The following is a 22,897-nucleotide window of genomic DNA, read 5'->3' on the forward strand; positions in this document are numbered from 1 at the left end:
GGGGTAATTTAAATTATTTACATTTATTTACAAATACTATTGGTAGGGATTGATGGATTAAATTATGAATAAATTATCATAGCAATGTAAGTCTAGCTTAGGACATATTGTTTTTAGTTAAAAGGTAAGCATTCAGCTTCAATGTAAGCTAACATTTCATCAAATTGTGGATCATCTTGATATTTTCCCGCTAATTTGAGCCAAGGATTTTCTTGATTCATTAATTCCTTATGGAGTACCTTAAATACAGCTTTCTTTCCCTCTAAAGGTAATTGCTGTACTAACATGATTACTTGCTCAACTGTTAGATCTAAGGTAGGCATAGCGATCACTTTGTGGAAATTTATACTTGTTTTATTATATAGCGGTTTCTAGCCTAATCAGGTACACAGGATTTTTTATCTATTCCCTGTTCCCTGTTCCCTGTTCCCTAAAACCTAAAGATTTTTACCTAACCCAATTGATAATTTCTATATCCCACTCCACTCTCTCAAAATAGGTAAAACCCAAGTAATGGGCTTACGCTCTTCCACTGTTACCCTGACCGTTGTTGTGGTTCCTGGAGAAATTTCCAACGGGGGTCCGAGGGAAGATGACCATTTATAACCACTGGGAGTTTTTGAGTCAAGTTGTAATTTAGCGATCGCTTCGATTTTACCTCCTTCCTCACCCATTAATTTTTGTACCACTTCTGGATTTCCGATCACAGAATTCGCCCCTGCTGAGGTCACCGAAAAGGGAGAAACTTCGGTAACTTTCCCGACAATTCCCCCATATCTTGTCCGTTTTACTGTATCCGGTGTAATTAAAATCCCCATTCCCGGTTGAATTTTTTTGCCATCCTCCACAGCAAAATAAGTCACGCTGATCATATCCCTAGGTTTACCTGGTGTTTGTAGGCTTCCCAGGGAATTTCCGGGGTTGAGATATTGCCCCACAGTAGCCGTTATTTCTAGAATGCATCCGGTATGGGGACTTTTAATAATACTGTTGTCTGCAACTTCCTTTTGCAATCGGGCGATGGCTTGCTGTATGTCCTGAATTTGATTATTATCAGTATTGGTAGCTTCCAGATTATCCTGTTCTAGTTGTTTACTACGGGTGTCTAGTTTTTCTAATTCCGCTTTAATTTGAGTAATACTATTGATATTTTCTAAATAGTTCTGTTGTAGTTCCGTTTCCTGTACCTGTAACTGTTGCAATTGGGCTTGAATCTCGGAGATAGTTTGACGGGTTTCTCGATAGTCTTGTTCTGCTTGTAAAATCCGTTCAGAGGAAATTGCTCCTTGTTTTTGTAAGTCCCGTTGCTTGGCCAGTCGCTGTTGTAGTATTGGGGTTAATTCTTGGGCATCTTTGAGCCGTTGTTGGAGGCTGCGACGCTGGCTCAAGATGCTAGTTAATCCTTGATCTTGGAGGCGGGGAGTCAAGGTTTCAGTATCTCGTAACCGTTGTTGTAAGCTCGTTCGTTCACCAGTAATTGCTGCTGTTTCTAGCTGGGTGCGTTGTTGTCGCAGTAACGTAATTTTTGCGATTTGTTGCTTTAATTGAGCCAGTTTATCCCGTTGTTGTTGCAACTGCTGTTTTAGATCAGACGGGTCAATGATTCCCAGGATATCGTCTTTTTTTACACATTGACCTGTGCGAATCGTTAAAGATTCCAACTGTCCCGATATCGGAGATTGCAACTGTACCACCCGACGGGGATTAATCAGCACTCCCTTACCAGTGACTGTGATCGGAATAGTCCCAACTATGCTCCAAAGTACCCCGATCAGGCCGAATATCGCTAATCCCCCCAATGGTAGCCAATCCACGGGACTAACCACTGGCATTAACCGATCTAACTGTTCTGGGTCAGATAATCGGTCTAGGGCTTGTTGACGGAAGATAGGGGGTTTTTGCTGAGTCATTATCGGGGAGCAGGGAGCAGGGAGCAGGGAGCAGGGAGCAGGGAGCAGGGAGCCGTCAGCCGTCAGCCGTCAGCTTATTTTATTCAAAAGCACCTCAAGTAGGGTAGCCATAGGCTTTTGGCTGATAGCTGATAAGTAGGTGGGCATAAATAAACGTTAAAACTCAGAATCCGAAAATGAAGCTGGAAGTTGTATTCAAGGGGTTTTCACCATTTTGAATCTCCATCGCTATTTTACGGATAATTAAACCCACCTACTTAGCTGATAGCTGATAGCTGATAGCTGATAACTGATAGCTGATAACTGATAGCTGATAGCTAATAGTTGATAGCAGACTTCCTTGAGATATCCCACGTTTTGTCAATTACAATTTCTTCCAAACAAAATCCGATTGATTAGCTAACCCTATGTAAAATATAATAAACTTTGTAAAGTTGCTTGACAATAGTGCTATATTTCTTTGATTATAGTATTATGTTTGATCTCCAATGGGTTAGTAAATAACTGCATCAAAGTAGTTGGTTATAAAGAGCATGACGCAATTACGCTCCTGGGGCGGGGGCGCAACTGGTGCCCCAACTTAGTCAGTCCAAACCTACTTTACCTAACCTGGATCACCTACAACGGATCGATCAGATCATCATTAAAACTACCACTAAACGGCAAAAAAAATGAAGAACAATCAAACCCACCAAACTCCACCACAAAACTCTCGACCCAACTCTGAGTCGGTCAACTCAAACTCCACCACAAAACCCTCGAAACTCTCCAAACTCTCTTTGTGTGAATTGGAGACGATAGCGGGAGCGGGAATGGGTATGTGAGGGGTGGGAATACCTGAAAATACCACAGACCTAAGGCATTGGTAAAAAACCATTTGACCCATCCCAGGGCGTTGGGTTCGCCTCGATAAATTGATTTACAACCATCCCAACGCCGATCAGCCTTTGATTACCTGGCACGGGCAATACGGTTGCTGTTTTCACCCCAGCATTGAGCTTACTTCCTATGTAGCTCTTGCTGGGGGTTTTGCTTTTTGGTTTTAGCAATTCTGTACCCCAACATCATCAAGAGATGATAAAATTATTAATTATAACGAGCTAATAAGCTAAGAAAATTAATGCAACTAGAAGACTATTTTGACTTCCTAAGTGTGGACGATATTCGGCTCAAAGGCACAAGAATAGGAATAGAAACTATTCTCTATGATTATATCCATCGTGCCCGCACTCCCGAAGAAATTGCGGAAACCTATCCATCCCTAAATCTAGAACAAGTCTACGCTACTATTCTTTATTATCTACACAATAAAGAAATGGTCAGCCAATATGTTGCTGACTGGCTAGAGTGGAGTCACCAGCAACTGAAAGCACAGCAACTTAACCCCTCCACCTCTGCGCTGCGATTGCGGAAGTTGAGAGCAGAACGAAAAGTAATCAAAAAAGCTGATGACTCTCAAATATCTATTGGATGAAAATGTCAATCCTGTTTTTATAAAACTTTCATACCATTTGTCGCGCCATCAAATCAGCAAACAACCCCTCAACTGCTGCCAATTCCTCAAAACTTCCCTGTTGTACTATCTTCCCACCATGCAACACATAAATCCTATCAGCATGACGAATAGTACTCAAACGATGGGCAATTACTACACGAGTTACCCCCAATTGTTCTAAACTGTTAGTAACAATTGCTTGAGTGCGATTATCCAACGCAGATGTCGCTTCATCAAACAACAAAATCTGGGGTTTGTGTACCAAAGCGCGAGCAATAAATAACCGTTGTCGCTGTCCTCCAGAAAGATTACCACCCCCTTCGGAAATAATAGTATGTATCCCCATGGGCATGGCTTGAATATCCTCAGCTAATCCCGCCATCTGCAACGCTTCCAGAGCTTTATCTTGGGTAACAATTGCCCCCCCAGCAATGTTTTCCCAAATTGAACCACTCATAATCCGCCCATTTTGTAGCACTACCCCTAACTGTCGCCTGACCGCTGCAATATCTAATCCCGATAAATCTTTGCCATCATAAAAGATTGCTCCGGCTTCTGGGGTTTCAAATCCCAACAGCAACCGCATGATAGTGGATTTACCACTTCCCGAGGGACCGACAATAGCAATAAATTCTCCGGCTTTCGCGTCTAGGGTAATTTTATCTAAAACTAACGGACTATCCTGGCGGTAACGAAAGCAAATCTGGTCTAATTTAAGTTGACCAGAAAGCCTGCCGGGATGGTACTTATCAGCATCAACTTCTGGCTTTGTCTGTAAAATTGGTTGGGCGCGTTCCCATAAAATAGTGATATCTAAACTATCAATCAGAGTGTTGCTTAATCGGGTGGCGCTGGTGATAAAGGTACCGAAGGCAGTATTAAATGCCAGAAATGTACCAGTAGATAATCCTGTTTCCCCTACCGACTGTGCCATTAAAGCAACAGTAAATCCAAACAGCACCATGGAACTTACTGCTGGTAACAATACATTAAAAGCGGTTAGTAAGTCTTCCACTAACTGGGTACTTAATATCAGTTTTACCTGCTGAGTGTATTGTTTCGCCCAGCAAGCAAACGCCTCTGATTCAGCAGCAGCAACTCGTAATTTCGAGATGCCACCAATTAACTGCACTGTTAGTCCAAAGATTTCTCCCGAAAGCTGCTGGAGGGGACGCATTTTCCGCCTGGTAATCATACCGGATATAGTAGTAAGAATTACTGCTACTAAAGCAATAGCGATCGCAACTAATGCTAGATTAAAACTGTAGACTATCAATAGTCCTAGATTTAGCAACGAAAATAAACTGGTAAATAGGGTTCGCAAAATGCTACCGCTCAGTCGGTCACGAATCTGATTAACAGCGGAAACCCGATTGTGTAAATCCCCTGTGGAATAGTCGCGGAAAAATGCAGGTTTGAGTTTCAGCAATCTATCCCAAAGGGCGGCTTGAGTATCATAACTGACTTTGGTTTGCCATCTCAGGATTACAAAACTTTGAGCCAATTGGAATATCATCACCCCAAAGCTAGCGGCTAACAATCCCAAACCCATTTGGATTAATAATTGGCGTTTAGCGTCGGGAATAGCATAGTCGATTAGAATACCGGTAATTTGTGGTGTCAACATCCCGAACAAGGTTGCAACCACTCCCACTCCCAGGATTTTCAGCAAGTCTGGGGCACGACCTCTGATAGTAAATTGGAGAATATCCCAGACTGTAATCTGTTTATCGGGTAAAGGGCGATAAAAGGTATAGGCAATCGGAGCAATTGTTGTGGCAGTGTGACGGTTGAGGGGGGTGCGGGTCAACTCCACTGGGTCAAGTATTTCATACTTGGTGGCTTTGACCGGTAGGATAGCGACGGGTTGATTTTCTTCTTTTGTAAAAGCCAGCAGGGGACCACCATCTGTTTTCCACCAGTTACCAGTGAGGGTGACTCGACGGGTGCGGAAACCGGAAGCCCGTGCGATCGCGTCTAGGGTATTGGCATTTTCTGATTTAGCAGCAGGACGAATGGTTATCCCTAAAGCTTTGCCGATAGCACCTACAGCAATTAACAGCGGGGTTTCTCCTTCGGGGATGTCGGCGGTGGGATTGAGGATTGAGGCGAGTTCCCTCAGGGCTTTTTCTGTCATGGGACAGGGAAATATGATAGCCTACTGAATTTTATCAAAATTGAGGTTAATGAACTCTTAGGATCAGCCATTACTGATGCTATTCCTCAGATTATCGAAATCCTTATGTAAATATTTTTTACAAAAAATCTTTTCTCTGCGTAAAAGAAAAAGATTATCCCGAAGTAATAATTGAGGGCTTCAGGAAAGCGTCCGCTAGCCCAGGATTTGATCCGTTTAAGTCGTCATAACTTCGATAATTATTGACGAGGTATGAGTGATTAATCGTAGGGTGGGCAGTGCCTACCAACGCGGTTTGCAAGCTTCATTATCTGTCTGGTGCACTGCCCACCCTACATGAACTGCATAGTCGGTAGTGATAAACATGTAGTGGGTAGTGGTACACAAGTAGTGATTTTAGCTCCCGTTACCTTGATCAGACCGTAGCAAACCACTACATCTTTACCACTACTACACAATTGCATTTAACGAATCAAGACGTTTATTGCCGCCAGCTATAAAACCGCCGCACACCTTGGTTAACTCGTCGTCAGTCAAGGCCAATAAGGTGTTACCCCTTCCTGATGAGTCTTTGGTTGATTTCTCGGTCAGTTCTTCTATTTTGATTCTAGCCATTTAAATCACCTTTGATTTAGTAAGTCAGCTTTGACATACTTCCTACACTAATCAGTGTATAGCTATGAGTAACTTCCTACACTGATCAGTAGGGCAGTTTTGAAACTGCCACAATGGTACAGATTGGATTCACTATCTAGATCAGATCATGAAGCATCACCCAGAGGTGCGACCCCGTAATTTAATTCGTCATAGGAAAGCAAGTAGCTTGCTGCCCCAGTGGCACTTTTTGGGGGTTTGTTTTTTGGGTTTTGGTTTGTATCTGTTGCCAAATAAGTAGTCGGACAAAAGTAAACCGCACTATATTAACTTTTATAAAATCCTGCGATTGCGCTACGCGCAGGCTACGCCAACGCTCTCAAGGGCAACAATTGTGTATCTTAATTAAAATTAACACAGCTATCTTTATTTATGTCCGACTACTTACCTTATAGCGTTTCTAGGACTCATGAGGTACACAGAATTGCTTGACTATTGGCTCTTGCCTCTTCTGATTTACCTGCTCCCTGCTCCTTGCTCCCTGCTTCCTGCTCCCTGCTCCCTGCTCCCTAAAACCTAGATATTTATACCTCACAAGTCTTAGAATTGATATATAGTTTATCGCACAATATTCCTGGCTAAAAAATTAGGATAAAATGTGCTGAATAACCAAATATTTTAAATAAATATATTGACTAAAAGATTAGATAATGATACATAACTAATGAACGTTAGTTCAACAGATTAAAAAAACGAAACCAAGCTCAGACTATGAAGTTAAAAAGAAACAATTTTCAATCTCAGGAACCCGCAATTCAGCCAATTACTCCCTCCAAACCTCAACCCTCTAAACTCTCAGAACAGGAATTGGATAGCTTAGTTGGTGGACTAAGTTGGGGGGGCTGGAGTAACACGAGTTACACCTATCGTTTTTGGTAAAACAGGATAATGCTTTGAGTCCAACACGCTGAAAAAATAAAAGGGTATAGGTGCGCTTTCCGGATTAAGAATTAAATTCACCACAGGTCGCACCTGTGGTAACGATGTAGTGGTTTAGCTACAGTCTGCTCAAGGTAACAGGAGCTAAAATCACTACTTATTTACTACTACCAACAAAATCAAGGTCATACTGTTAAGTTAAACAAAAATAATTGGTAACCTAAGCAATCAACCTTCTGAACGAATCAACTGCTCATACACTCCCCCTTCCTCCCACAATTCCTCATGAGTTCCCCGCTGCACTACCTTACCCCCTTCCAGCACAATAATCTGATCACAATCCCGAATCGTACTCAGGCGGTGGGCTACCAAAATACAACTACACTGACGCGATCGCAAATTTGACACAATCATTTGTTCTGTCTGGGCATCTAAAGCAGACGTTGCTTCATCCATCACCAAAATTGCTGGATTTTTCACCAATGCCCGGGCAATTTCCAACCGTTGTCGCTGTCCCCCACTTAAATTCACACCCCCTTCCAGCAATTCCCCGTCATATCCCCCCGGAATTGCCATGACTGCTTCATGGATAACCGCATCTTGACAAGCTTGGACTAATTGCTGATCGGTTACTGTAGCATTCCATAAGGTCAAATTATCCCGCACCGTCCCGCCAAACAGAAAGATATCCTGTTCCACCAGAGATAAAGAACTGGCCAAGACCTCTCGCGGAATTTCCCTTCTAGGAGTCCCATCCAAGAGAATCTCCCCTTCCCAAGGTTGATAAAGTCCACAGATCAGTTTAGCCAGGGTAGATTTCCCCGAGCCACTGGCACCCACTAAAGCCACCCTTTCTCCTGGTTGCAAGGATAGATTGAAGTTCTCAATCAAGGGCGGGTCTACATGGGAGTAACCAAAAGTAACATCCCGTAACTCCACATAACCTTGCAATCGGGAATCAGTAATGTCACTGTCTACGTCATTTTGAATTTTGAATTTTGAATTTTGAATTTTGACTTGTCTTGTCTCCACTTCCGAATCAAGGGAATTACCCAACACATCATCTAAACGATTCAAATCCCCTTCTAATTCCTGGAGGGTACTCCCGAAATCTACCAAGGTATTAACAGGTTGTTGAAAACTGATCATCAAACTTTGAAACGCCACCAACATCCCAATACTGAGGTTTCCATCCATCACCCGCCAACCCCCAACCACTAAGATCAACATCGAGGTTAAGGAGGTAAGTAATATGGGCAAAACCCCCAACATCTGGTTTGTGACTTCCAACTCTTGCTGAGCGATCGCAGCTTTGGCATAATAACCAGACCAGCGGGAAAAGAAATCCGACTCCAAGGCTGATGCTTTCAAGGTTTCCATACTCTGGAGGGCTGCAATACTTACCCCCGCAGCTTTTCCCCAATCTTGGACTAAGCGCATATTAGCATCCACCCGCTGTCTGGCTACCCACTGCAAGGCCAAGCCATTGATGGCGGAAAAACAGATACCAATTAAGGTCAGTACTCCATCATAGGCCAACATCACCACAGCGTAGAACAATATCATCACCGTATCAATCACCGTAGTTGCCAATTGTCCAGATAGCACCTGACCTACTTTATTATTCAGACTGGCACGATTGCTAATTTCCCCGGCATATCTTTGAGCATAAAATCTCACAGGTAATCTCAGAATATGCCATAGGAAACGAGTGGACATCCCGACAGCCAGCTTAATCCTCAGCTTTCGTAAATAGCGCAGTCGCAGCAGGGTCAGAATCCCTTGAAACACCGTGGTAATAATCATCCCCAAAATTAGGGGACGCAGCCATTCCGTGCGATTTTCTACCAGAATCTCATCCACAAACACCTGACTGAACACTGGGATAGCTAATCCTGGCAGCACTAACAGAAATCCTGCCAAAATACAGTATAAAATTGCCCCAACTGAACCTTGTAAACGGTCAATCAACCCTAAGATAACACTAGGTTTACGACCCCCCTTGTTAAACTCCGGTCCCGGTTCCATTACTAGGATAATCCCAGTAAACCCCTCATCAAATTCTTCCCAAGACACCCTGCGGGGACCCGTAGCGGGGTCATTGAGGAATACCCAATGTTTGCTGAATCCTTCCACGACCAGGAAGTGATTGAACTGCCAAAAGACAATGTAGGGGGGAGATACTTCTTGAAGTTGTTCTAGGTCTTCTGCTTTAAAGCCATCTGCAACCATTCCGTAACCTCTAGCAGCAAGAATCACATTAGAAGCTTTGCTGCCATCACGGGAAACCCCACACTCAATCCGGAGTTCAGCTAACGGGACAATGCGATTATAGTAAGCAAGAATAATAGCTAAGGAAGCGGCTCCGCATTCGACTGCTTCCATTTGTAAAATAGTAGGAGTTCTAACACGCATTTATAGCATTTTTATTTTAAGGGAGCAGGGAGTAGGGAGTAGGGAATAGGGAGTAGGGGTAATAAAATTTAATGTACCTAATAAGTTAAGTATTCAGCTATCAGCTATCAGCTATCAGCTATCAGCCTTGGCCTGTGGCCACACTACTTGAGGTGCTTTTGAATCAAATAAGCACCTCAAGTAGCGTGAGCTTTTAGCTCACGGCTGACCGCTGACCGCTGACCGCTGACGGCTTACTCACAAACAAAAAAGTACCCTGATTGGGTACTGTTGAAGCTTGATGTCATTGTCCATAATGCAAAACAAGCCTCGCTAAAATCATGAGGCTTCTCGCCGGATAAACTAACCAACAGGAGCTAGTCATGATTCAGACAATTAACACTAATAGCAAAATTAGCCACCAAACCTCACAGGTTTACACAAGTACCCCTGAGCCAAGAAACAGTCTACCTAGCATTTCCGTTCGTCAGCCCCTACCCCACGACATTGTTGACGAAAAAATTTGGGTTTCAAGCCCCGTCCTTCGCTGGATAGAAACCTGTTTATTGTGGAGCCTTATTCAATAAGTTTTAACCATGCATCCGCATAGCCTGCCGACCATAAAGGCTCCACTATCTTACGGTAACTTGGCCGTAGGCCACGCTGCGCGAACAACGGACGGCTTTCTTGACAGTTTTATTTTTTTGAGCTACAGTTTACGTAAAGTTGTTCCACGTCAAATGATCGTCTTAGAGTTCAAAGTCAAAGGGAATAAAACTCAATATGCCGCCATCGACGATGCGATAAGGACGGGTCAATTTGTACGCAATAAGTGTCTTCGATATTGGATGGACAATAAAGGCGTAGGACAAAAAGACCTTTATCGCCATAATACGTGGCTCAGATCTGAGTTTCCTTTTGTCAAAGATTTGAACTCTCATGCATGTCAGGCTTCTGTGGAACGGGCTTATAATTCAATTTCTAGGTTCTATAGCAACTGTAAAAAACAAGTCCCTGGGAAGAAAGGCTATCCAAAGTTCAAAAAGTTTTGCAGATCAGTTGAATATAAAACATCTGGCTGGAAGCTTTCCCCTGATACAAAGTCAATCTCCTTTATTGACAAAAAAGGAATAGGCAAATTCAAACTCAAGGGGACTTGGGACTTGTGGCGCTACGACCAAAAACTAATCAAGCGAGTTAGGTTAGTTCGCCGCGCAGATGGTTATTCTGTTCAGTTCTGTGTAAAGGTTGATGTCAAAGAGTCTTTAGAACCAAGTCATACCAACATTGGTTTGGATGTAGGACTAAAAGAGTTCTATACAGACTCAAAAGGAGACACAGAGCCAAACCCTAGGTTTTATCGAAAAGGAGAAAAGCGCTTAAAGTTTTATCAGCGTAGAGTTTCTCGCAAAAAGAAAGGCTCATCCAATCGTAAAAAAGCCAGAAATAGATTAGGTAAGACACACCTCAAAATAAGTAGGCAGCGTGAAGAACATGCCAAGAGACTGGTTAGAAGTTACCGCAAGAAGAGTGCAGCCTTTATAGTTGGTAGGCTATGCATCAAAGGTGGCAGGTTTTGTTGTAAGGCTGCACTCTTCTAAGGTTTCGTCTCCGGCACGTTGCGTAATCCACTCTAACGATGTGGTTGCTTACGAAGACTTGAGGATTAAAAATCTGGTGAAAAATCATTGTCTTGCCAAATCTATTAATGACGCGGGTTGGTATCAATTTAGAAAATGGTTAGAGCATTTTGGCCAAAAGTTTAATAGGCAGACAGTAGCAGTCAATCCTGCCTATACCAGCCAAAATTGTTCAGACTGTGGCGAGGTCGTTAAGAAGTCTTTATCAACCAGAACCCACGTCTGTGAGTGTGGTTGTGAATTAGACCGAGACCATAATGCTGCGATCAATATTCTAAAAAGAGCCTTGGGTACTGTGGGGCACACAGGAACCTGGATCATAGATCCGAACGCTTATGGAGAATTGGCCTCTACTCTTCCTGATTCCGGTCTGGTTGAGCAAGTCAGCTCGTTGAAGTAAGAATCCCCGTTCTTCTAGGACGGGGAGTGTCAAAATCCCATTCGTGTCTGCGGCATTGCTACTGGGTTTGAAGGCATCATTCACGTCGGTGTCCGGGACAATAATGATACCGAGTTATTCCGGAATTTTCTCACTGTTGGCGGTAATGGCATCCTCGCTAACTTCTCGGTAGGATTGCCATTGAAAATAGTCCCAGCAACCCCCCAAGGTACCCTTGAAATTTTCAGTATCTCACCAGCAAACGGCAGTGAAACCAATAAAGTAATCGTGCCAATTGTTTTCGGCAACGCCTTGCTGCTTCGGTACTTTGGTTTCTATCAATACACTGTCATCCCCGGAGACACCCTCTTCAGCATCGCCCAACAAGTTTATGGTGACGGCAGATTGTCTCGTCGGATATTAGAAGCCAACCGACACCAAATTAAGCATGCTCATCAGATCTATCCAGGATTAGTGTTACGAGTTCCAGTCTCAAAGTTTTAGTTATAGAGGTTTTCAATTTAGTGAGGTACATTTTTTTAGGTTTTAGGTTTTAGGTTTTAGGTTTTAGGGAGCAGGGAATCGGGAATCGGGAATCGGGAATCGGGAATCGGGAATCGGGAATCGGGAAACAATATTGTGTACCTCATTAGACTATAAACAGCTATAGTGATAATATAAGTATTTGTTGCCTACTCCCTACTCCCTACTCCCTACTCCCTACTCCCTATTCCCTTTACAATAATGACAAACTACGAAATCGAAACCCAAGAATGGTGGGTAGAACGTTGGAATGAATTACTCAATTCCTATCGCTTCAAAAAGCGTTTGGAACGGGGACGTATTTATGCCAAAGAAGGCAACATTCTCAGTATTGACTTTCTAGGACCACAAGTAGTGGCCAAAGTTCAAGGAACTGCTCCGGAGCCCTATGAATTGACCATTTCCATCGAACCCTTTACTGAGGAAGACTGGAATTATGTGGTGCAAACCCTGGCAAGTAAAGCAATTTACTCAGCTCAGTTATTAGCAGGAGAAATGCCCCATAATATCGAAGAAGTATTTACTTCCAATGGTTTAAGTTTATTTCCCTTCACCCTCTCCGACGTTCGTTCCAGATGCAATTGCCCCGATCCCAAAAATCCTTGTAAGCATATCGCAGCAGTATACTATGAATTAGGCGATCGCTTCAGCGAAGACCCCTTTGTTTTGTTCCAGTTGCGGGGAAGCACCAAAGAACAAATCCTTGATGCCTTGCGTAAATTACGGAGTGGTCAAGCACCAGAAACTTCGGCCACAGAGCAGCCATCGTCAATTCCAAATCTCACGTCTGCTGATCAAAACCCTGATCAAAACAGGGAAGAGGGGGAATCCGCAATCGACGATCCTGAAACCTCAGTCAATATTCAGCAATTTTGGCAATACGATCAGCCCCTCGATTCTTCCCTCGTGGTAATTGCACCACCAACAGATAGTGGAACCGTCCTTGATGTCTTAGGAACAATTCCTCTAGGAGGAGCTGACCCTCGTGTCATGCAGTATTTAAAGGGAATTTATCAGATAGTCAGCCAGCAGGCCGTAATCTCAGCATTAAATCGAGATAGCTAATAGGCTAATAATTAATTCCCTGTTGGAACTAATGTGCCTATTTTAGCTATCAGCTATCAGCGTGTCGCGTATCAGCTATCAGCGTGTCGCGTATCAGCTATCAGCTATCAGGTTTTAGCGTTCAGGTTTTGAATAAAACAGATAAGCATTGGTTTAATCTGAGTTACCTCAGCTGAGGGCTGACCACTGACCGCTGACCGCTGACCGCTTAATGCTAACAAGACTTCTGAGCCACACCCTTATACATATAGCCCATAATCTTAGGAAATTTTGGTTCATAAAACTCTTCTAACTTCAGAATCTGGAAATGGTTTTCAACCAGCTGTTTGATATTACGATTGAGATGACAGCCATCCGCAATAATCTTTTGTACAGGGGTCAAGCGATTTTGCCAAACCTGAACCTTAGACTCATCACTCATGCCATGCTCAATAAAAAAGAACTTTCCCCCTGGTTTGAGCACCCGATAAATTTCCTCTATAGCCTGATTTACCTTACTAATACTGCACAAGGTCCAGGTGCTCACTACACTATCGAAGCTATGGTCAGCCATCGGTAAACTTTCCCCATTCAGCACCCGAAAATCAACAGTAATTTCCGATTGATTAATACGTTTTTTTGCTACGGAATCCATCCCAGGATTAACATCAATAGTTGTAAGTTTTTGCAGGTGCTTGGGGTAATACTTTAAATTTAATCCTGTGCCAAAGCCAATTTCAAATACTTCCCCAGACACCTGAGATAAAACCTCTTGACGATACTTGGTTAAGACCGGGTCAGACATAACCCAGTCCAGAAATCGGGGAAAAATTAACTCTGAATATAAACTCATGATCCAATTACCTTGGGATAACCTTGAATTGGTACTCATGATCAATTATATATATAGCAAGTCTTAATTAGTTGAGTTACAAAGTACTGGGTTTTAGGGAATAGGGAATAGGTAAAAAATCCTGAGGTGCGACCCGTGGCGAATTTAATTCGCCAAGTAAGAGCGCACCTACGTACCTGATTACTATGAGAAACGCTATATAAATTATAGTATTAAAGATAAATATGAGCGTGCAGGCTACCGGGTGAAGTATGACAAGTATATTTGATTGGATTAATCAATTCCGAAATGCTTGGGGTGACAACTTCCAGGCGGTGGGTGATTTGGTTCTTTACGCCTGGATTGTAAGTTTTGTCAATTTAGTCTTATGCGGGGGAGCACTGAACGAAAAGTTTGGTATCCAACCCCGCACCTGGCTTGGGCTAGTTGGTATTTTGTTTTCACCCTTCTTGCACAAAGACTGGAAACACTTGATCGGAAACACTATTCCGTTTGCGCTCCTTGGCTGTTGGGTATTGTTACGAGGAACCGATGATTTCTGGGTCGTGACCTTGGCGATAGTCTTGATTGGTGGTTTGGCTGAATGGCTACTTGGTTCACCTAACACTGTCTCTTATGGCGCGAGCGGTGTAGTTTTTGGGTATGTAGCTTTTCTGATCGCACAGGGGTATTTAGAAGGTAAGCCCCTGTTAGTCATAGGTTCTAGCGCTATCGGTGGTCTCTATGGTTTTACACTCAGAGGTTTATTTCCTGGTGAAACAGGGATCTCCTGGCAAGGACATTTATTTGGCTTCCTGGCAGGTATGCTTGCAGCCAGCTATTTGGACACGTTTCGGAATCTGTTTCTCTAAGCAAACATGGGGCTAAAGGTTAGACCTGATGTAAGCATATGCGCGTAGCCCATTAGCTGAATGCTTACAACCTGATGAATTTACCCAGTTTTGAGCCTTACTGGTCAAGTGGTCTGGCTCCTGGCCGTAGTTCCGGTAAAAAAAATCCCCGCTAGCGGCCAGACTAGCGGGGTGTGCTTTTCTCTTTGTGTTCTCAATTAATATTATTGGCCAATCATGTATGATTTGGTGTTTACTTAACGTCAATTTTTGGTGTGATTTCATATAAAGTTTTATAAACTTGCTTGTTTTGGTCGATCTAGTCAATCTGAGCATCAGGTGATCTCAACCAAAAAACTCCACTAGCCTGATACTAGTGGAGGCAGGGTGTGTTATTAGTCAACTTCATAATAGATATGCGATGTTGCTGATCTGGTTTGCTTAATGTATGGTTTTGTGTGTGATTGAGGTTGTTGCTCAGCAGAAACAGGAGTATACTTTTTATTCCAATTATTCCATCATAGCATAAAAATTGTGGCTGTCAAGGGCAAAAAATCTGAAAGATCCGTAAGTTATGGTAATAGTTGCCTAAATTTGACTATAATTACCTATGATACAACTAGCCTTTTGTGGAGCGCTTTCTGGTTATGGATAACAGAAAAGCCAAGTTGAAAGACTAGAGGTATGTGAGGGACAAAAAAAATACCGAAAAGTCCAGAAGTGTGGAGCCCTTAAAACCTTCACAACTTATGAAATCATGACTGCTGGATAACGTTGGTTATCTGGAAATCAGGTTATTTATACTGTTATTTTTACTGTTAAACACCACGATTATATCGTTATTCCCCATTACGGATTACCCACTTACCCGTAGCAAAAACCGTAACTAATGGAACCGAATTCTCCTGTAATGGTCATATTAGAACAGGGTATTAGCAACGGAGACGATCAGATGAACCATCAAATCCTTAGTCGTATAGCCACTGTTATGGCAGTCAGCATCCTGCTTACAGGTATATTGGGGTGTGTGTCGGAAAAAACCAATGCCCTTGACCCTCTGCCTAACTCCGAACCAACGAAAGAATCAATTTCAGCTAACCAGCAACCAAATCTAGACGTAGATACCAATCTTGTAGACGCTAATACGAAATTTGGCTTCAAGCTATTCTCAGAAATTCTCAAGCAGGACACTAACAAGAATGTTTTTGTCTCTCCTACCAGCATCGCCATTGCCCTAGACATGGCTTACAACGGTGCCAGCGGTGAGACTCAAGAGGCTATGGCAAAAGTCTTAGAATTAGAGGGATTGAGTCTAGATCAACTCAACCAGGGGAATAACGCTTTAAAAGCTAGCTTGGAAAATGCTGACCCTGATGTCGAGCTGTCTATTGCCAACTCCCTGTGGGCTAACCAAGGCATTGACATCAAGCCCAAATTTCTTAAAAACAACCAGGAATTCTACGACGCAGAGGTCACAGAACTTGATTTTAGTAGTGCCAAGGCTGCCACAAAAATTAACCGTTGGGTCAAAAACAACACAAACGGCAAAATCAAAACGATTGTCGATCGCACTCAAGGGGATGACTTACTTTTCTTAATCAATGCCATCTATTTCAAAGGTAGCTGGACAAGAGAATTCGATAAGAATAAAACCTCTAATCAACCTTTTTATATCTCCGGTTTAACCCAAAAGCAACACCCGATGATGTATCAGTATGGGAAGTATAAGTACTATGAAAATGATGCCTTTCAAGCTGTAAGTATTCCCTACGGTAAAGAACGGCTGAGTTTGTATGTTTTCTTACCCCGTGAAGGTAGCAGCTTGGCAGAATTTAAACAACAACTCACAGCGGAAAACTGGCTACAATGGATGAAAGAGTTTAAGTCGCGAGATGGGTCAATTCGGCTACCCCGCTTTAAATTTGAATACGATATTAAACTCAACGATTCCTTAAAAGCTTTGGGGATGGATGTGGCGTTTACCGATAACGCTGATTTTTCTAATCTGACCTCTGAATCAGCAGCCATTAGTCAAGTCAAGCACAAAACCTTTGTAGAAGTGAATGAAGAAGGCACTGAAGCAGCCGCTGCTACTTCTATCGGTATTGTTTCGACTTCGATTAGCATAGATCAACCATTTAATATAGTGGTTAATCGTCCTTTTTTCTGTAGTGTTCGGGACAATAAAACTGGCGCAATTTTGTTCATGGGTTCGATTGTGGAACCGTAAGCTATTAGCTATTGGTTTAGTTTGAATGTTGTTTGGTTAAAGGTTGAAAGTTAAAGGTTGAAAGTTAAAGGTTGTTTGGTTAAAGGTTGTTTGGTTAAAGGGTAAGCATTCAGCTATCAGCGAACAGCGTAGCGCAATCGGTGCTTTTGAATAAAATAAGCTGACCGCTGACCGCTGACCGCTGACTGCTGTTCCCGTAGCGTGCGCGTAGCGCATATGCTTACGTTAAAGGTTCAGAAGATAACCTTTAACCTGGTAACCTCGTTAACCTTAGGCAGGTAGCTTGAATAGAATTGCATCCCAAATACAGTATCCCTCACGTCCATATAATAGTGACGAGGGATCAGCAACACTCTGCTGACCAGAAGGACTTACTTTCTTAATTTCTGGATAATCGTTGTCCCACAACACTTTCCACTGACCAGAAACATCGAGTTCCTGCATTTCTAAATTTAACCCATAGGCAATGAAGTCTTCTTGGTTATTGCGCTCAAAGTTGATCGCATACAAGTTAGACTCGGAAGATCCTTTCACAACCGGTACCACCCCTGCTGGCTGATAGGGACCGTTGATTTGTGGCGAGACAAAATGGTACAGACTGGAGTGAGTAATGGAGGCAGCGTCGTCACCAAGTTGCTCAAGCCAACGGGGATTCACATGTTGCTTCATCACAGAGAAGAACATGTGCCACATTCCTCCTTTATAGTAAACTTGGCTTCGCTCACACTCGTAAAAAAGACCTTGCTCACCTTCATCGGTCATGAAATGAGGAAACAGGGCTGGTGGCAAGAGTGTATAGGGTCCTTCGAGTTGATCTGCTACTGCTAGACCAATACAGCCTTTCTTGGGTTGGGAATTTGTTTTGGCAGCAGCAGATAAAAACATCCAATACTTGCCTTCGTGAAATATCGGGAAAGGATCGCGCAACTGGCGGTGACGTTGGTCTGGCATCAATGGATGGTCGGAGTAATCGTAGTATTTCTCCCAATCAAGAAATTCGATCAGTTGGGGAGCTTGCCAATCAATCTCGTGATTATCCCTAATTATTCCCTTACAGAAGCCAATATACTCATGAAGCAAATTAGGACGGTCTGGAGATCCACCGTAAAAGAAATACAGGGAATTTTCGTTTACCAACCGTAAGCTTCCTGCTAGAAGGCGAGAGCTTCGCCAGTAGTCGTCCCGGTCTGGCTGAAAGACAGCATCTAAGTCTTTAATTACAGACAAATCTTCATCAAGAATAGCCCCACCCATTTCCCCTCTCTGCCAAGGCACTCCCTCTAAATCCTTTCCTCCTTGAAGGTAAAGCAGGAGATATTTTGAGAGAGCTGCTTGACTTGGAGCAGGTTGATGAGGCGTTGTCTGGATGCTGATATCATGGTTGAACAGTTGCTCTAAGGTCGCAGCGTCGCTCCTGCCCTGATCGAGTTGTTGTATCATCAGCTTCTGCTTAAGATATTTTTAGTTTTGTTAAGGGAATATTATTTTATTTAATCAATGTATTATTTGTTTGACAAGAGGATCCATCAAATTCCAGGGATATGGAGGACAATATAAGTATAAATACTTATATTTGACCAAGAATTGGCGATCGCCAATTCTCCTTGATGATATGTATTACTTAGTAATACATTAAGGTTACACGTTTGATGGCCTAATCGGTAGGGTTGCTCATGCAAGTTTAGCATCGAAGTATAGCGCTACGCGCAAGTCAGCAAGGTGCTTGCGTCAGAAGTCAAAAGTAAGCTAGGACTAGGTTTCGGAGTTTAGGAATGTCAAAAATCTGAATGCGTAGTGCTATATAGGCTGAGATCCTGGCGTTGCTGAATTTAGGAATGAATAGGAGTAGAGTGGGCATCCTGCCCGCTCGAAAATATGTGGGCATCCTGCCCGCTCGAAAATAAGCATGAAACTGGCTTGATGCCAGTTCCACGCAAGATGCCCATTCCACAAACATGCCCATTCCAGAAAACTCTTAAAATCATTCCATTATTAAGCAACGCCGAGATCCTATCTAGAGGGCGCAAGCCTTGGGCTCCTAAATTAGGGTTTGGCTTCGAGTTTGGCTTCGGGTTTTCCTTTCAACTGCGTAAGTCCTAGTGTAAGCATTCAGCGGTCAGTGGTCAGTGGTCAGTGGTCAGCGGTCAGCTAACGTAACAGAAATTAAAGCAATGCTTACCCGTTTTATTAAAAAGCTGAGAGCTGAGAGCTGATAGCTGATAGCTGATAGCTAAATGCTTACATCCTAGTAATCTCACCTTAGTTAAATCTTTGTCTATGTCTTCACAAGTTAAAGATTTGATTGTGATGCCAATTAATAAGCAATTTTACCAATGACATTTCCCCAACACTATTTGTTATCTTGGAATAAGTTTGGTAGTGATAGGTAAAAAAGCGAGTACAGACCTCGCTTAAATGGTATAGCCTTAACCTATTCTGAATCAATATTAGGAATTACGTAGTAACTCTCTGATTATCTGATTAGAGGGTAATTTATCAATTAAGACACTATGCTTTACTATGCTTTGAGCGGTCAACAGTGAGCGTATTTGCTGATAGCTAAATCAAACTCAAACTTTATGCCCGTCCAAAGTATAGATATAGTTTTAAATCCTCTCAGTACGTAATTCATCACTAGTTTAATGTATTCAGGAAAAAAAATTGGCTTGGATACATAGACTAGTGTTTAATCATTAGGCGTTGCTTCTATAAATTACACAACAATTAGTTAGATAGGCTCTAATTAAGCGGTAAGTAAAATTCCTTACCTTACCCTACTACCGAATTATTACTTTCTACTCTCTAGTTGACGCCTTAGTAAAGAGGCTAACTGTTCTAGGGAGTTAGTCACAGTTATTCACTAACGAATACTCTTACACAAAAGCAGGTAACTCATGCTTCCTAATCACAGTTTACAAATCCCAGATAAATGGATCTGGGACTTCTGGCTAGCTCAAGATATTTCCGACTATCACTTATTTTACTTGCAAGCTTCTAAGGATTTACCGGATCCAGAAGACCGACATTGGCATGTTTCATTTGGTCACGCTGTTTCTCAGGATTTACGGCACTGGCAGATTCTACCAGATGCTATGAAGCCTGAAGCTTATGGTGACGTGGATGAGTACACTAATTGGACTGGCTCCGTAATTCGTCATGATGGTCTGTGGTATCTCCTATACACCAGCACTGAGCGCAAAGAGCAAGGAAAAATCCAACGCATCAGCCTTGCGACCTCCAAAGATTTAATCCACTGGGAAAAACATCCGAAAAACCCGGTGATCGAGGCTGATAGTCGCTACTACGAGAAGTATGATCTCCAGCACCCTGAGAAAAACCTTTGGTTCGATGAAGCCTGGCGCGATCCTTGGGTGTTTCAGGATCCAGAAACAGGGGAATTTCATGCCTTAATTACTGGTCGCGTTAACTATGGTCCTGCCGAAAGTCGGGGCGTGATTGCTCATGCCACTTCACAAAACCTGATTGATTGGCAAGTATTGCCACCATTAACTGAGCCTATGACGTTCGGGACTATGGAATGTCCGCAAGTGGTTCTTATCCAGGGGCGCTACTATCTGCTCTTCTCAATCCCCCCAGGAGAATTTGTTGATAGTAACCTCACGGGGACCTTTTACATGGTTGCTGATCATCCTTTAGGACCATTTTCTGCGCCAATGGCACTCTGGGTTGATTCAGTGAAGCGGCTCTATTCCGGGAAACTGGTACAAGGTCCTGATCAGATCTGGTACTTTATGTCATGGCGTAATTTCGCTCTAGACGAGAGCTTTCTCGGGGATATCAGCGAACCTGTGCCGATCACAGTTGATGACCAGGGCAATTTGATCGTGCTTGAACCAGCAATGCTTGATTAGATGTCTTCGGGAATTCAGTAATAGGCAATCGGAAACGAGGAAGAGGAATTATAGCGGTTCTCAGTTTGATGAGGTACATACTAAATTTATTCCCTCTCCTCTGTCGGTTCTCACTTCCATAGACGAAATGCTTAAGGGGGCACAGCGTGTGCCCCTAAAATTAATATGGTCAGTAACCAATTACCAATTACCGATTACCGATTACCGATTACCAGAATGACTCTGCCTAACTGGATTACCTTTTCCCGCTTACTGGGGTTGCCCTTTATCCTATACTTCCTGAATCACCCAACTGACCAAAGCCGCTGGATTAGTTTAGGGATTTTTCTCCTTGCTGCTGGAACGGATTGGTTAGATGGTTATCTAGCTCGTAAACTGAACCAAATTACTGATTTAGGCAAATTCCTTGACCCGTTAGTGGATAAATTTTTGGTACTAGCGCCCCTACTAGCATTAATTGAGCTAGGTCAGGTACCCGCTTGGGGAGTCTGTTTGATTTTGGCACGGGAGTTAGCGATCGCAGGTTGGCGAGTTAACCCCAAGTTATCCGGTAGCGCTAGCATACAGGGAGCCAATATCTGGGGTAAACTCAAAACCGTCAGCCAAATTAGTGCGATCGCACTTTTAATTGCTCCAACTCCCGACACCTGGATCATCCCATCCCTTGTCCTTTTCTGGCTATCGGTCGTCCTAACCTTAATCTCTGGTTTAGTTTACCTGTTACCCGCTAATATCTGGTCATCAACGGCAAAATCCACGTCAGCTTGATCCCGACCTGAAGCCAGATAATCATTCTCAAAGGAATCCTTCAGTCCCGAAAGCAAATCATACTCCGGTTGCCAGTTAAGTTCCGTCTTAGCCTTATGGATATCAGCAAAAAAGTGCTGTAATCGAAATGGGAAAGCCTTGCGCTTACCAAAATCAAACTGCTTGGGGTCATAATGCACGAGCTTGACCTCTGAAGCCGACTTACCACAGGCCATAGCACAGGTTCGTGCTAAACCATCAAAGGTGACATAGCGTTCCCCGGACACATTGTAAATTTTCCCAATCGCTTCCGGATTCCCCAATACTGCCGCCATTGCCCTCGCCAAGTCCTGACAATGACCTAACTGAGTAATGTGCATGCCATTACCAGGGATGGGAATGGTGCGATCGCGAACAATCCGGTCAAAAAACCAAGCTTCAACATCATTATAATTTTGGGGACCATAGATATAAGTTGGACGAATCGCCGTAAATGGCACCCCAAGTTCTTGTAGGTAAGCCTCAGTATGATGTTTACCCTTGTGGCGAGAATTGGGATCAACTGGATCTCCTTCGAGATGGGGTAACTGCTCCGACTTCAAATACACCCCAGCGGAACTCATATACACAAAATGCTGCACCCGGTCTTTAAAAATTTCCACTAACGGTTGAGTATCACTCAACTCCCGAGCATTATTATCGAAAATTCCATCAAACTCTTGAGACGATAACATTTCCTTGAGCTGATTGGGATCCTTGCGATCGCCATGAATCTGTTGGACTCCTGGCAGTGGCGCTGGCTTATTTCCCCGATTGAACAGCACCACCTCATGGCCCATCTCCACCAAAACCTTGGTTAAATAAACCCCAACAAACCGGGTACCACCCATGATTAAAATTCGCATGGTAACTAATTACTAAAAACTTTGATTCACGCTATGGATTAATTCCCTCTTCGCGTACTTTGTGCGTAAGTATTCAGCTATCAGCGTGTCGCGTATCAGCGTGTCGCGTATCAGCGTGTCGCGTATCAGCTATCAGCCATTGGCCAAGCTACACCGAACAGCTTTTGAATAAAATAAGCTGACGGCTGACGGCTGACGGCTGACCACTGACCGCTGACGGCTGACCACTGACCACTGACCACTGACCACTGAATGCTTACCTTTGTGCCTTGGTGGTTCCAAACCAAACCACCAATAGCATTGCCAGGACTTGGAGAGTTACTCTACTAGTAGGGGCACCCTACTACCTAAGGGCGTTTGGTGCCCAGTTTTGGGTAAGTCCTGA

Annotated in this window: 21 protein-coding genes; 9 read left to right on the plus strand and 12 right to left on the minus strand. The window is 43.2% G+C overall.

Features of this window, described 5'->3' with window-relative positions; all coding sequences use genetic code 11:
* Positions 1–113 precede the first annotated feature (113 nt).
* The 3 genes from F6K64_RS20935 to F6K64_RS20945 all read right to left on the minus strand — a co-directional run bounded on the left by F6K64_RS20935 (position 114) and on the right by F6K64_RS20945 (position 2,787).
* Positions 114–323, minus strand: a complete 210-nt coding sequence (locus F6K64_RS20935; RefSeq protein WP_287266234.1) for a hypothetical protein — start codon at positions 321–323, stop codon at positions 114–116.
* A gap of 147 nt (positions 324–470) precedes the next feature.
* Positions 471–1,910, minus strand: a complete 1,440-nt coding sequence (locus F6K64_RS20940) for an NHLP bacteriocin system secretion protein (RefSeq protein WP_287266235.1) — start codon at positions 1,908–1,910, stop codon at positions 471–473.
* Positions 1,911–2,592: 682 nt separating this feature from the next.
* Positions 2,593–2,787 (minus strand): hypothetical protein, encoded by a 195-nt coding sequence (locus F6K64_RS20945; protein WP_131827145.1) that lies wholly within the window; start codon positions 2,785–2,787, stop codon positions 2,593–2,595.
* A gap of 243 nt (positions 2,788–3,030) precedes the next feature.
* Between F6K64_RS20945 and F6K64_RS20950 the strand changes: the two genes are divergently transcribed.
* Positions 3,031–3,384, plus strand: coding sequence for a DUF433 domain-containing protein (locus tag F6K64_RS20950; protein WP_287266237.1), 354 nt, complete (start codon positions 3,031–3,033; stop codon positions 3,382–3,384).
* Positions 3,385–3,412: 28 nt separating this feature from the next.
* Here the strand turns inward: F6K64_RS20950 and F6K64_RS20955 are convergent, their stop codons facing one another.
* The 3 genes from F6K64_RS20955 to F6K64_RS20965 all read right to left on the minus strand — a co-directional run bounded on the left by F6K64_RS20955 (position 3,413) and on the right by F6K64_RS20965 (position 9,490).
* Positions 3,413–5,542, minus strand: a complete 2,130-nt coding sequence (locus tag F6K64_RS20955; protein WP_287266239.1) for an NHLP bacteriocin export ABC transporter permease/ATPase subunit — start codon at positions 5,540–5,542, stop codon at positions 3,413–3,415.
* Between the two features lie 450 nt (positions 5,543–5,992).
* Positions 5,993–6,157, minus strand: coding sequence for a hypothetical protein (locus tag F6K64_RS20960; protein ID WP_287266242.1), 165 nt, complete (start codon positions 6,155–6,157; stop codon positions 5,993–5,995).
* 1,146 nt (positions 6,158–7,303) lie between these two features.
* Positions 7,304–9,490 carry an NHLP family bacteriocin export ABC transporter peptidase/permease/ATPase subunit gene (locus F6K64_RS20965; RefSeq protein WP_287266244.1) on the minus strand — a complete coding sequence of 729 codons (2,187 nt, stop codon included), beginning with the start codon at positions 9,488–9,490 and terminating at the stop codon, positions 7,304–7,306.
* 719 nt (positions 9,491–10,209) lie between these two features.
* Between F6K64_RS20965 and F6K64_RS20970 the strand changes: the two genes are divergently transcribed.
* The 4 genes from F6K64_RS20970 (at position 10,210) to F6K64_RS20985 (ending at position 13,096) form a co-directional block, all read left to right on the plus strand.
* Positions 10,210–11,070 (plus strand): RNA-guided endonuclease InsQ/TnpB family protein, encoded by an 861-nt coding sequence (locus tag F6K64_RS20970; RefSeq protein ID WP_044493640.1) that lies wholly within the window; start codon positions 10,210–10,212, stop codon positions 11,068–11,070.
* Positions 11,036–11,509 carry an RNA-guided endonuclease InsQ/TnpB family protein gene (locus F6K64_RS20975; RefSeq protein ID WP_229414553.1) on the plus strand — a complete coding sequence of 158 codons (474 nt, stop codon included), beginning with the start codon at positions 11,036–11,038 and terminating at the stop codon, positions 11,507–11,509. The genes F6K64_RS20970 and F6K64_RS20975 overlap by 35 nt, the downstream gene beginning before the upstream one ends.
* A 39-nt stretch (positions 11,510–11,548) precedes the next feature.
* Positions 11,549–11,992: a LysM peptidoglycan-binding domain-containing protein gene (locus F6K64_RS20980; RefSeq protein ID WP_267872052.1), complete on the plus strand. Its 444-nt coding sequence runs from the start codon at positions 11,549–11,551 to the stop codon at positions 11,990–11,992.
* Between the two features lie 240 nt (positions 11,993–12,232).
* Complete coding sequence (locus F6K64_RS20985) at positions 12,233–13,096, plus strand: SWIM zinc finger family protein (protein WP_008185658.1); 864 nt, start codon at positions 12,233–12,235, stop codon at positions 13,094–13,096.
* Positions 13,097–13,310: 214 nt separating this feature from the next.
* Here F6K64_RS20985 and F6K64_RS20990 read toward each other — a convergent pair whose 3' ends face one another.
* The gene (locus tag F6K64_RS20990; protein ID WP_044493575.1) at positions 13,311–13,928 is read right to left on the minus strand and encodes a class I SAM-dependent methyltransferase; all 618 of its coding nucleotides are present in this window, start codon (positions 13,926–13,928) and stop codon (positions 13,311–13,313) included.
* A 251-nt stretch (positions 13,929–14,179) separates the two neighbouring features.
* Between F6K64_RS20990 and F6K64_RS20995 the strand changes: the two genes are divergently transcribed.
* A complete protein-coding gene (locus F6K64_RS20995) occupies positions 14,180–14,779 on the plus strand; it encodes a rhomboid family intramembrane serine protease (protein WP_008185649.1) in 600 nt (199 codons plus the stop codon).
* Positions 14,780–15,647: 868 nt separating this feature from the next.
* Positions 15,648–16,988 (plus strand): serpin family protein, encoded by a 1,341-nt coding sequence (locus tag F6K64_RS21000; RefSeq protein ID WP_008185646.1) that lies wholly within the window; start codon positions 15,648–15,650, stop codon positions 16,986–16,988.
* A gap of 36 nt (positions 16,989–17,024) precedes the next feature.
* Here F6K64_RS21000 and F6K64_RS21005 read toward each other — a convergent pair whose 3' ends face one another.
* The 3 genes from F6K64_RS21005 to F6K64_RS21015 all read right to left on the minus strand — a co-directional run bounded on the left by F6K64_RS21005 (position 17,025) and on the right by F6K64_RS21015 (position 18,951).
* Positions 17,025–17,204, minus strand: coding sequence for a hypothetical protein (locus F6K64_RS21005; RefSeq protein ID WP_131827144.1), 180 nt, complete (start codon positions 17,202–17,204; stop codon positions 17,025–17,027).
* A 54-nt stretch (positions 17,205–17,258) separates the two neighbouring features.
* On the minus strand, positions 17,259–18,428 hold the full coding sequence (locus F6K64_RS21010; protein ID WP_008185643.1) for a glycoside hydrolase family protein: 1,170 nt from the start codon (positions 18,426–18,428) through the stop codon (positions 17,259–17,261).
* Between the two features lie 295 nt (positions 18,429–18,723).
* Positions 18,724–18,951 carry a hypothetical protein gene (locus F6K64_RS21015; protein ID WP_008185642.1) on the minus strand — a complete coding sequence of 76 codons (228 nt, stop codon included), beginning with the start codon at positions 18,949–18,951 and terminating at the stop codon, positions 18,724–18,726.
* Between the two features lie 931 nt (positions 18,952–19,882).
* Here F6K64_RS21015 and F6K64_RS21020 point away from each other — a divergent pair.
* On the plus strand, positions 19,883–20,860 hold the full coding sequence (locus F6K64_RS21020; RefSeq protein ID WP_008185641.1) for a glycoside hydrolase family protein: 978 nt from the start codon (positions 19,883–19,885) through the stop codon (positions 20,858–20,860).
* 216 nt (positions 20,861–21,076) lie between these two features.
* Positions 21,077–21,628 (plus strand): CDP-diacylglycerol--glycerol-3-phosphate 3-phosphatidyltransferase, encoded by a 552-nt coding sequence (gene pgsA / locus F6K64_RS21025; protein ID WP_044493634.1) that lies wholly within the window; start codon positions 21,077–21,079, stop codon positions 21,626–21,628.
* On the opposite strand, the gene F6K64_RS21030 is transcribed toward pgsA, so the two are convergent.
* Together F6K64_RS21030 and F6K64_RS21035 are read right to left on the minus strand one after the other, a co-directional pair.
* Positions 21,574–22,512, minus strand: a complete 939-nt coding sequence (locus F6K64_RS21030) for an NAD-dependent epimerase/dehydratase family protein (protein WP_008185637.1) — start codon at positions 22,510–22,512, stop codon at positions 21,574–21,576. The two genes, pgsA and F6K64_RS21030, sit on opposite strands and share 55 nt — an antisense overlap.
* Positions 22,513–22,637: 125 nt before the next feature.
* Entirely contained in the window at positions 22,638–22,799 is a 162-nt protein-coding gene (locus F6K64_RS21035; protein WP_165691854.1) for a hypothetical protein, read from the minus strand.
* Positions 22,800–22,897: the final 98 nt, after the last annotated feature.

The sequence above is a fragment of the Moorena sp. SIO3A2 genome, assembly GCF_010672265.1.
Lineage (GTDB): Bacteria > Cyanobacteriota > Cyanobacteriia > Cyanobacteriales > Coleofasciculaceae > Moorena > Moorena producens.

What these genes read in the sequence shown, in the direction of transcription:
- F6K64_RS20935 (WP_287266234.1), bottom strand. Translation starts at nt 323, where the DNA reads ATGCCTACCTTAGATCTAACAGTTGAGCAAGTAATCATGTTAGTACAG.
- F6K64_RS20940 (WP_287266235.1), bottom strand. Translation starts at nt 1,910, where the DNA reads ATGACTCAGCAAAAACCCCCTATCTTCCGTCAACAAGCCCTAGACCGA.
- F6K64_RS20945 (WP_131827145.1), bottom strand. Translation starts at nt 2,787, where the DNA reads ATGGTTTTTTACCAATGCCTTAGGTCTGTGGTATTTTCAGGTATTCCC.
- F6K64_RS20950 (WP_287266237.1), top strand. Translation starts at nt 3,031, where the DNA reads ATGCAACTAGAAGACTATTTTGACTTCCTAAGTGTGGACGATATTCGG.
- F6K64_RS20955 (WP_287266239.1), bottom strand. Translation starts at nt 5,542, where the DNA reads ATGACAGAAAAAGCCCTGAGGGAACTCGCCTCAATCCTCAATCCCACC.
- F6K64_RS20960 (WP_287266242.1), bottom strand. Translation starts at nt 6,157, where the DNA reads ATGGCTAGAATCAAAATAGAAGAACTGACCGAGAAATCAACCAAAGAC.
- F6K64_RS20965 (WP_287266244.1), bottom strand. Translation starts at nt 9,490, where the DNA reads ATGCGTGTTAGAACTCCTACTATTTTACAAATGGAAGCAGTCGAATGC.
- F6K64_RS20970 (WP_044493640.1), top strand. Translation starts at nt 10,210, where the DNA reads ATGATCGTCTTAGAGTTCAAAGTCAAAGGGAATAAAACTCAATATGCC.
- F6K64_RS20985 (WP_008185658.1), top strand. Translation starts at nt 12,233, where the DNA reads ATGACAAACTACGAAATCGAAACCCAAGAATGGTGGGTAGAACGTTGG.
- F6K64_RS20990 (WP_044493575.1), bottom strand. Translation starts at nt 13,928, where the DNA reads ATGAGTTTATATTCAGAGTTAATTTTTCCCCGATTTCTGGACTGGGTT.
- F6K64_RS20995 (WP_008185649.1), top strand. Translation starts at nt 14,180, where the DNA reads ATGACAAGTATATTTGATTGGATTAATCAATTCCGAAATGCTTGGGGT.
- F6K64_RS21000 (WP_008185646.1), top strand. Translation starts at nt 15,648, where the DNA reads ATGGAACCGAATTCTCCTGTAATGGTCATATTAGAACAGGGTATTAGC.
- F6K64_RS21005 (WP_131827144.1), bottom strand. Translation starts at nt 17,204, where the DNA reads ATGCGCTACGCGCACGCTACGGGAACAGCAGTCAGCGGTCAGCGGTCA.
- F6K64_RS21010 (WP_008185643.1), bottom strand. Translation starts at nt 18,428, where the DNA reads ATGATACAACAACTCGATCAGGGCAGGAGCGACGCTGCGACCTTAGAG.
- F6K64_RS21015 (WP_008185642.1), bottom strand. Translation starts at nt 18,951, where the DNA reads ATGGGCATGTTTGTGGAATGGGCATCTTGCGTGGAACTGGCATCAAGC.
- F6K64_RS21020 (WP_008185641.1), top strand. Translation starts at nt 19,883, where the DNA reads ATGCTTCCTAATCACAGTTTACAAATCCCAGATAAATGGATCTGGGAC.
- pgsA (WP_044493634.1), top strand. Translation starts at nt 21,077, where the DNA reads ATGACTCTGCCTAACTGGATTACCTTTTCCCGCTTACTGGGGTTGCCC.
- F6K64_RS21030 (WP_008185637.1), bottom strand. Translation starts at nt 22,512, where the DNA reads ATGCGAATTTTAATCATGGGTGGTACCCGGTTTGTTGGGGTTTATTTA.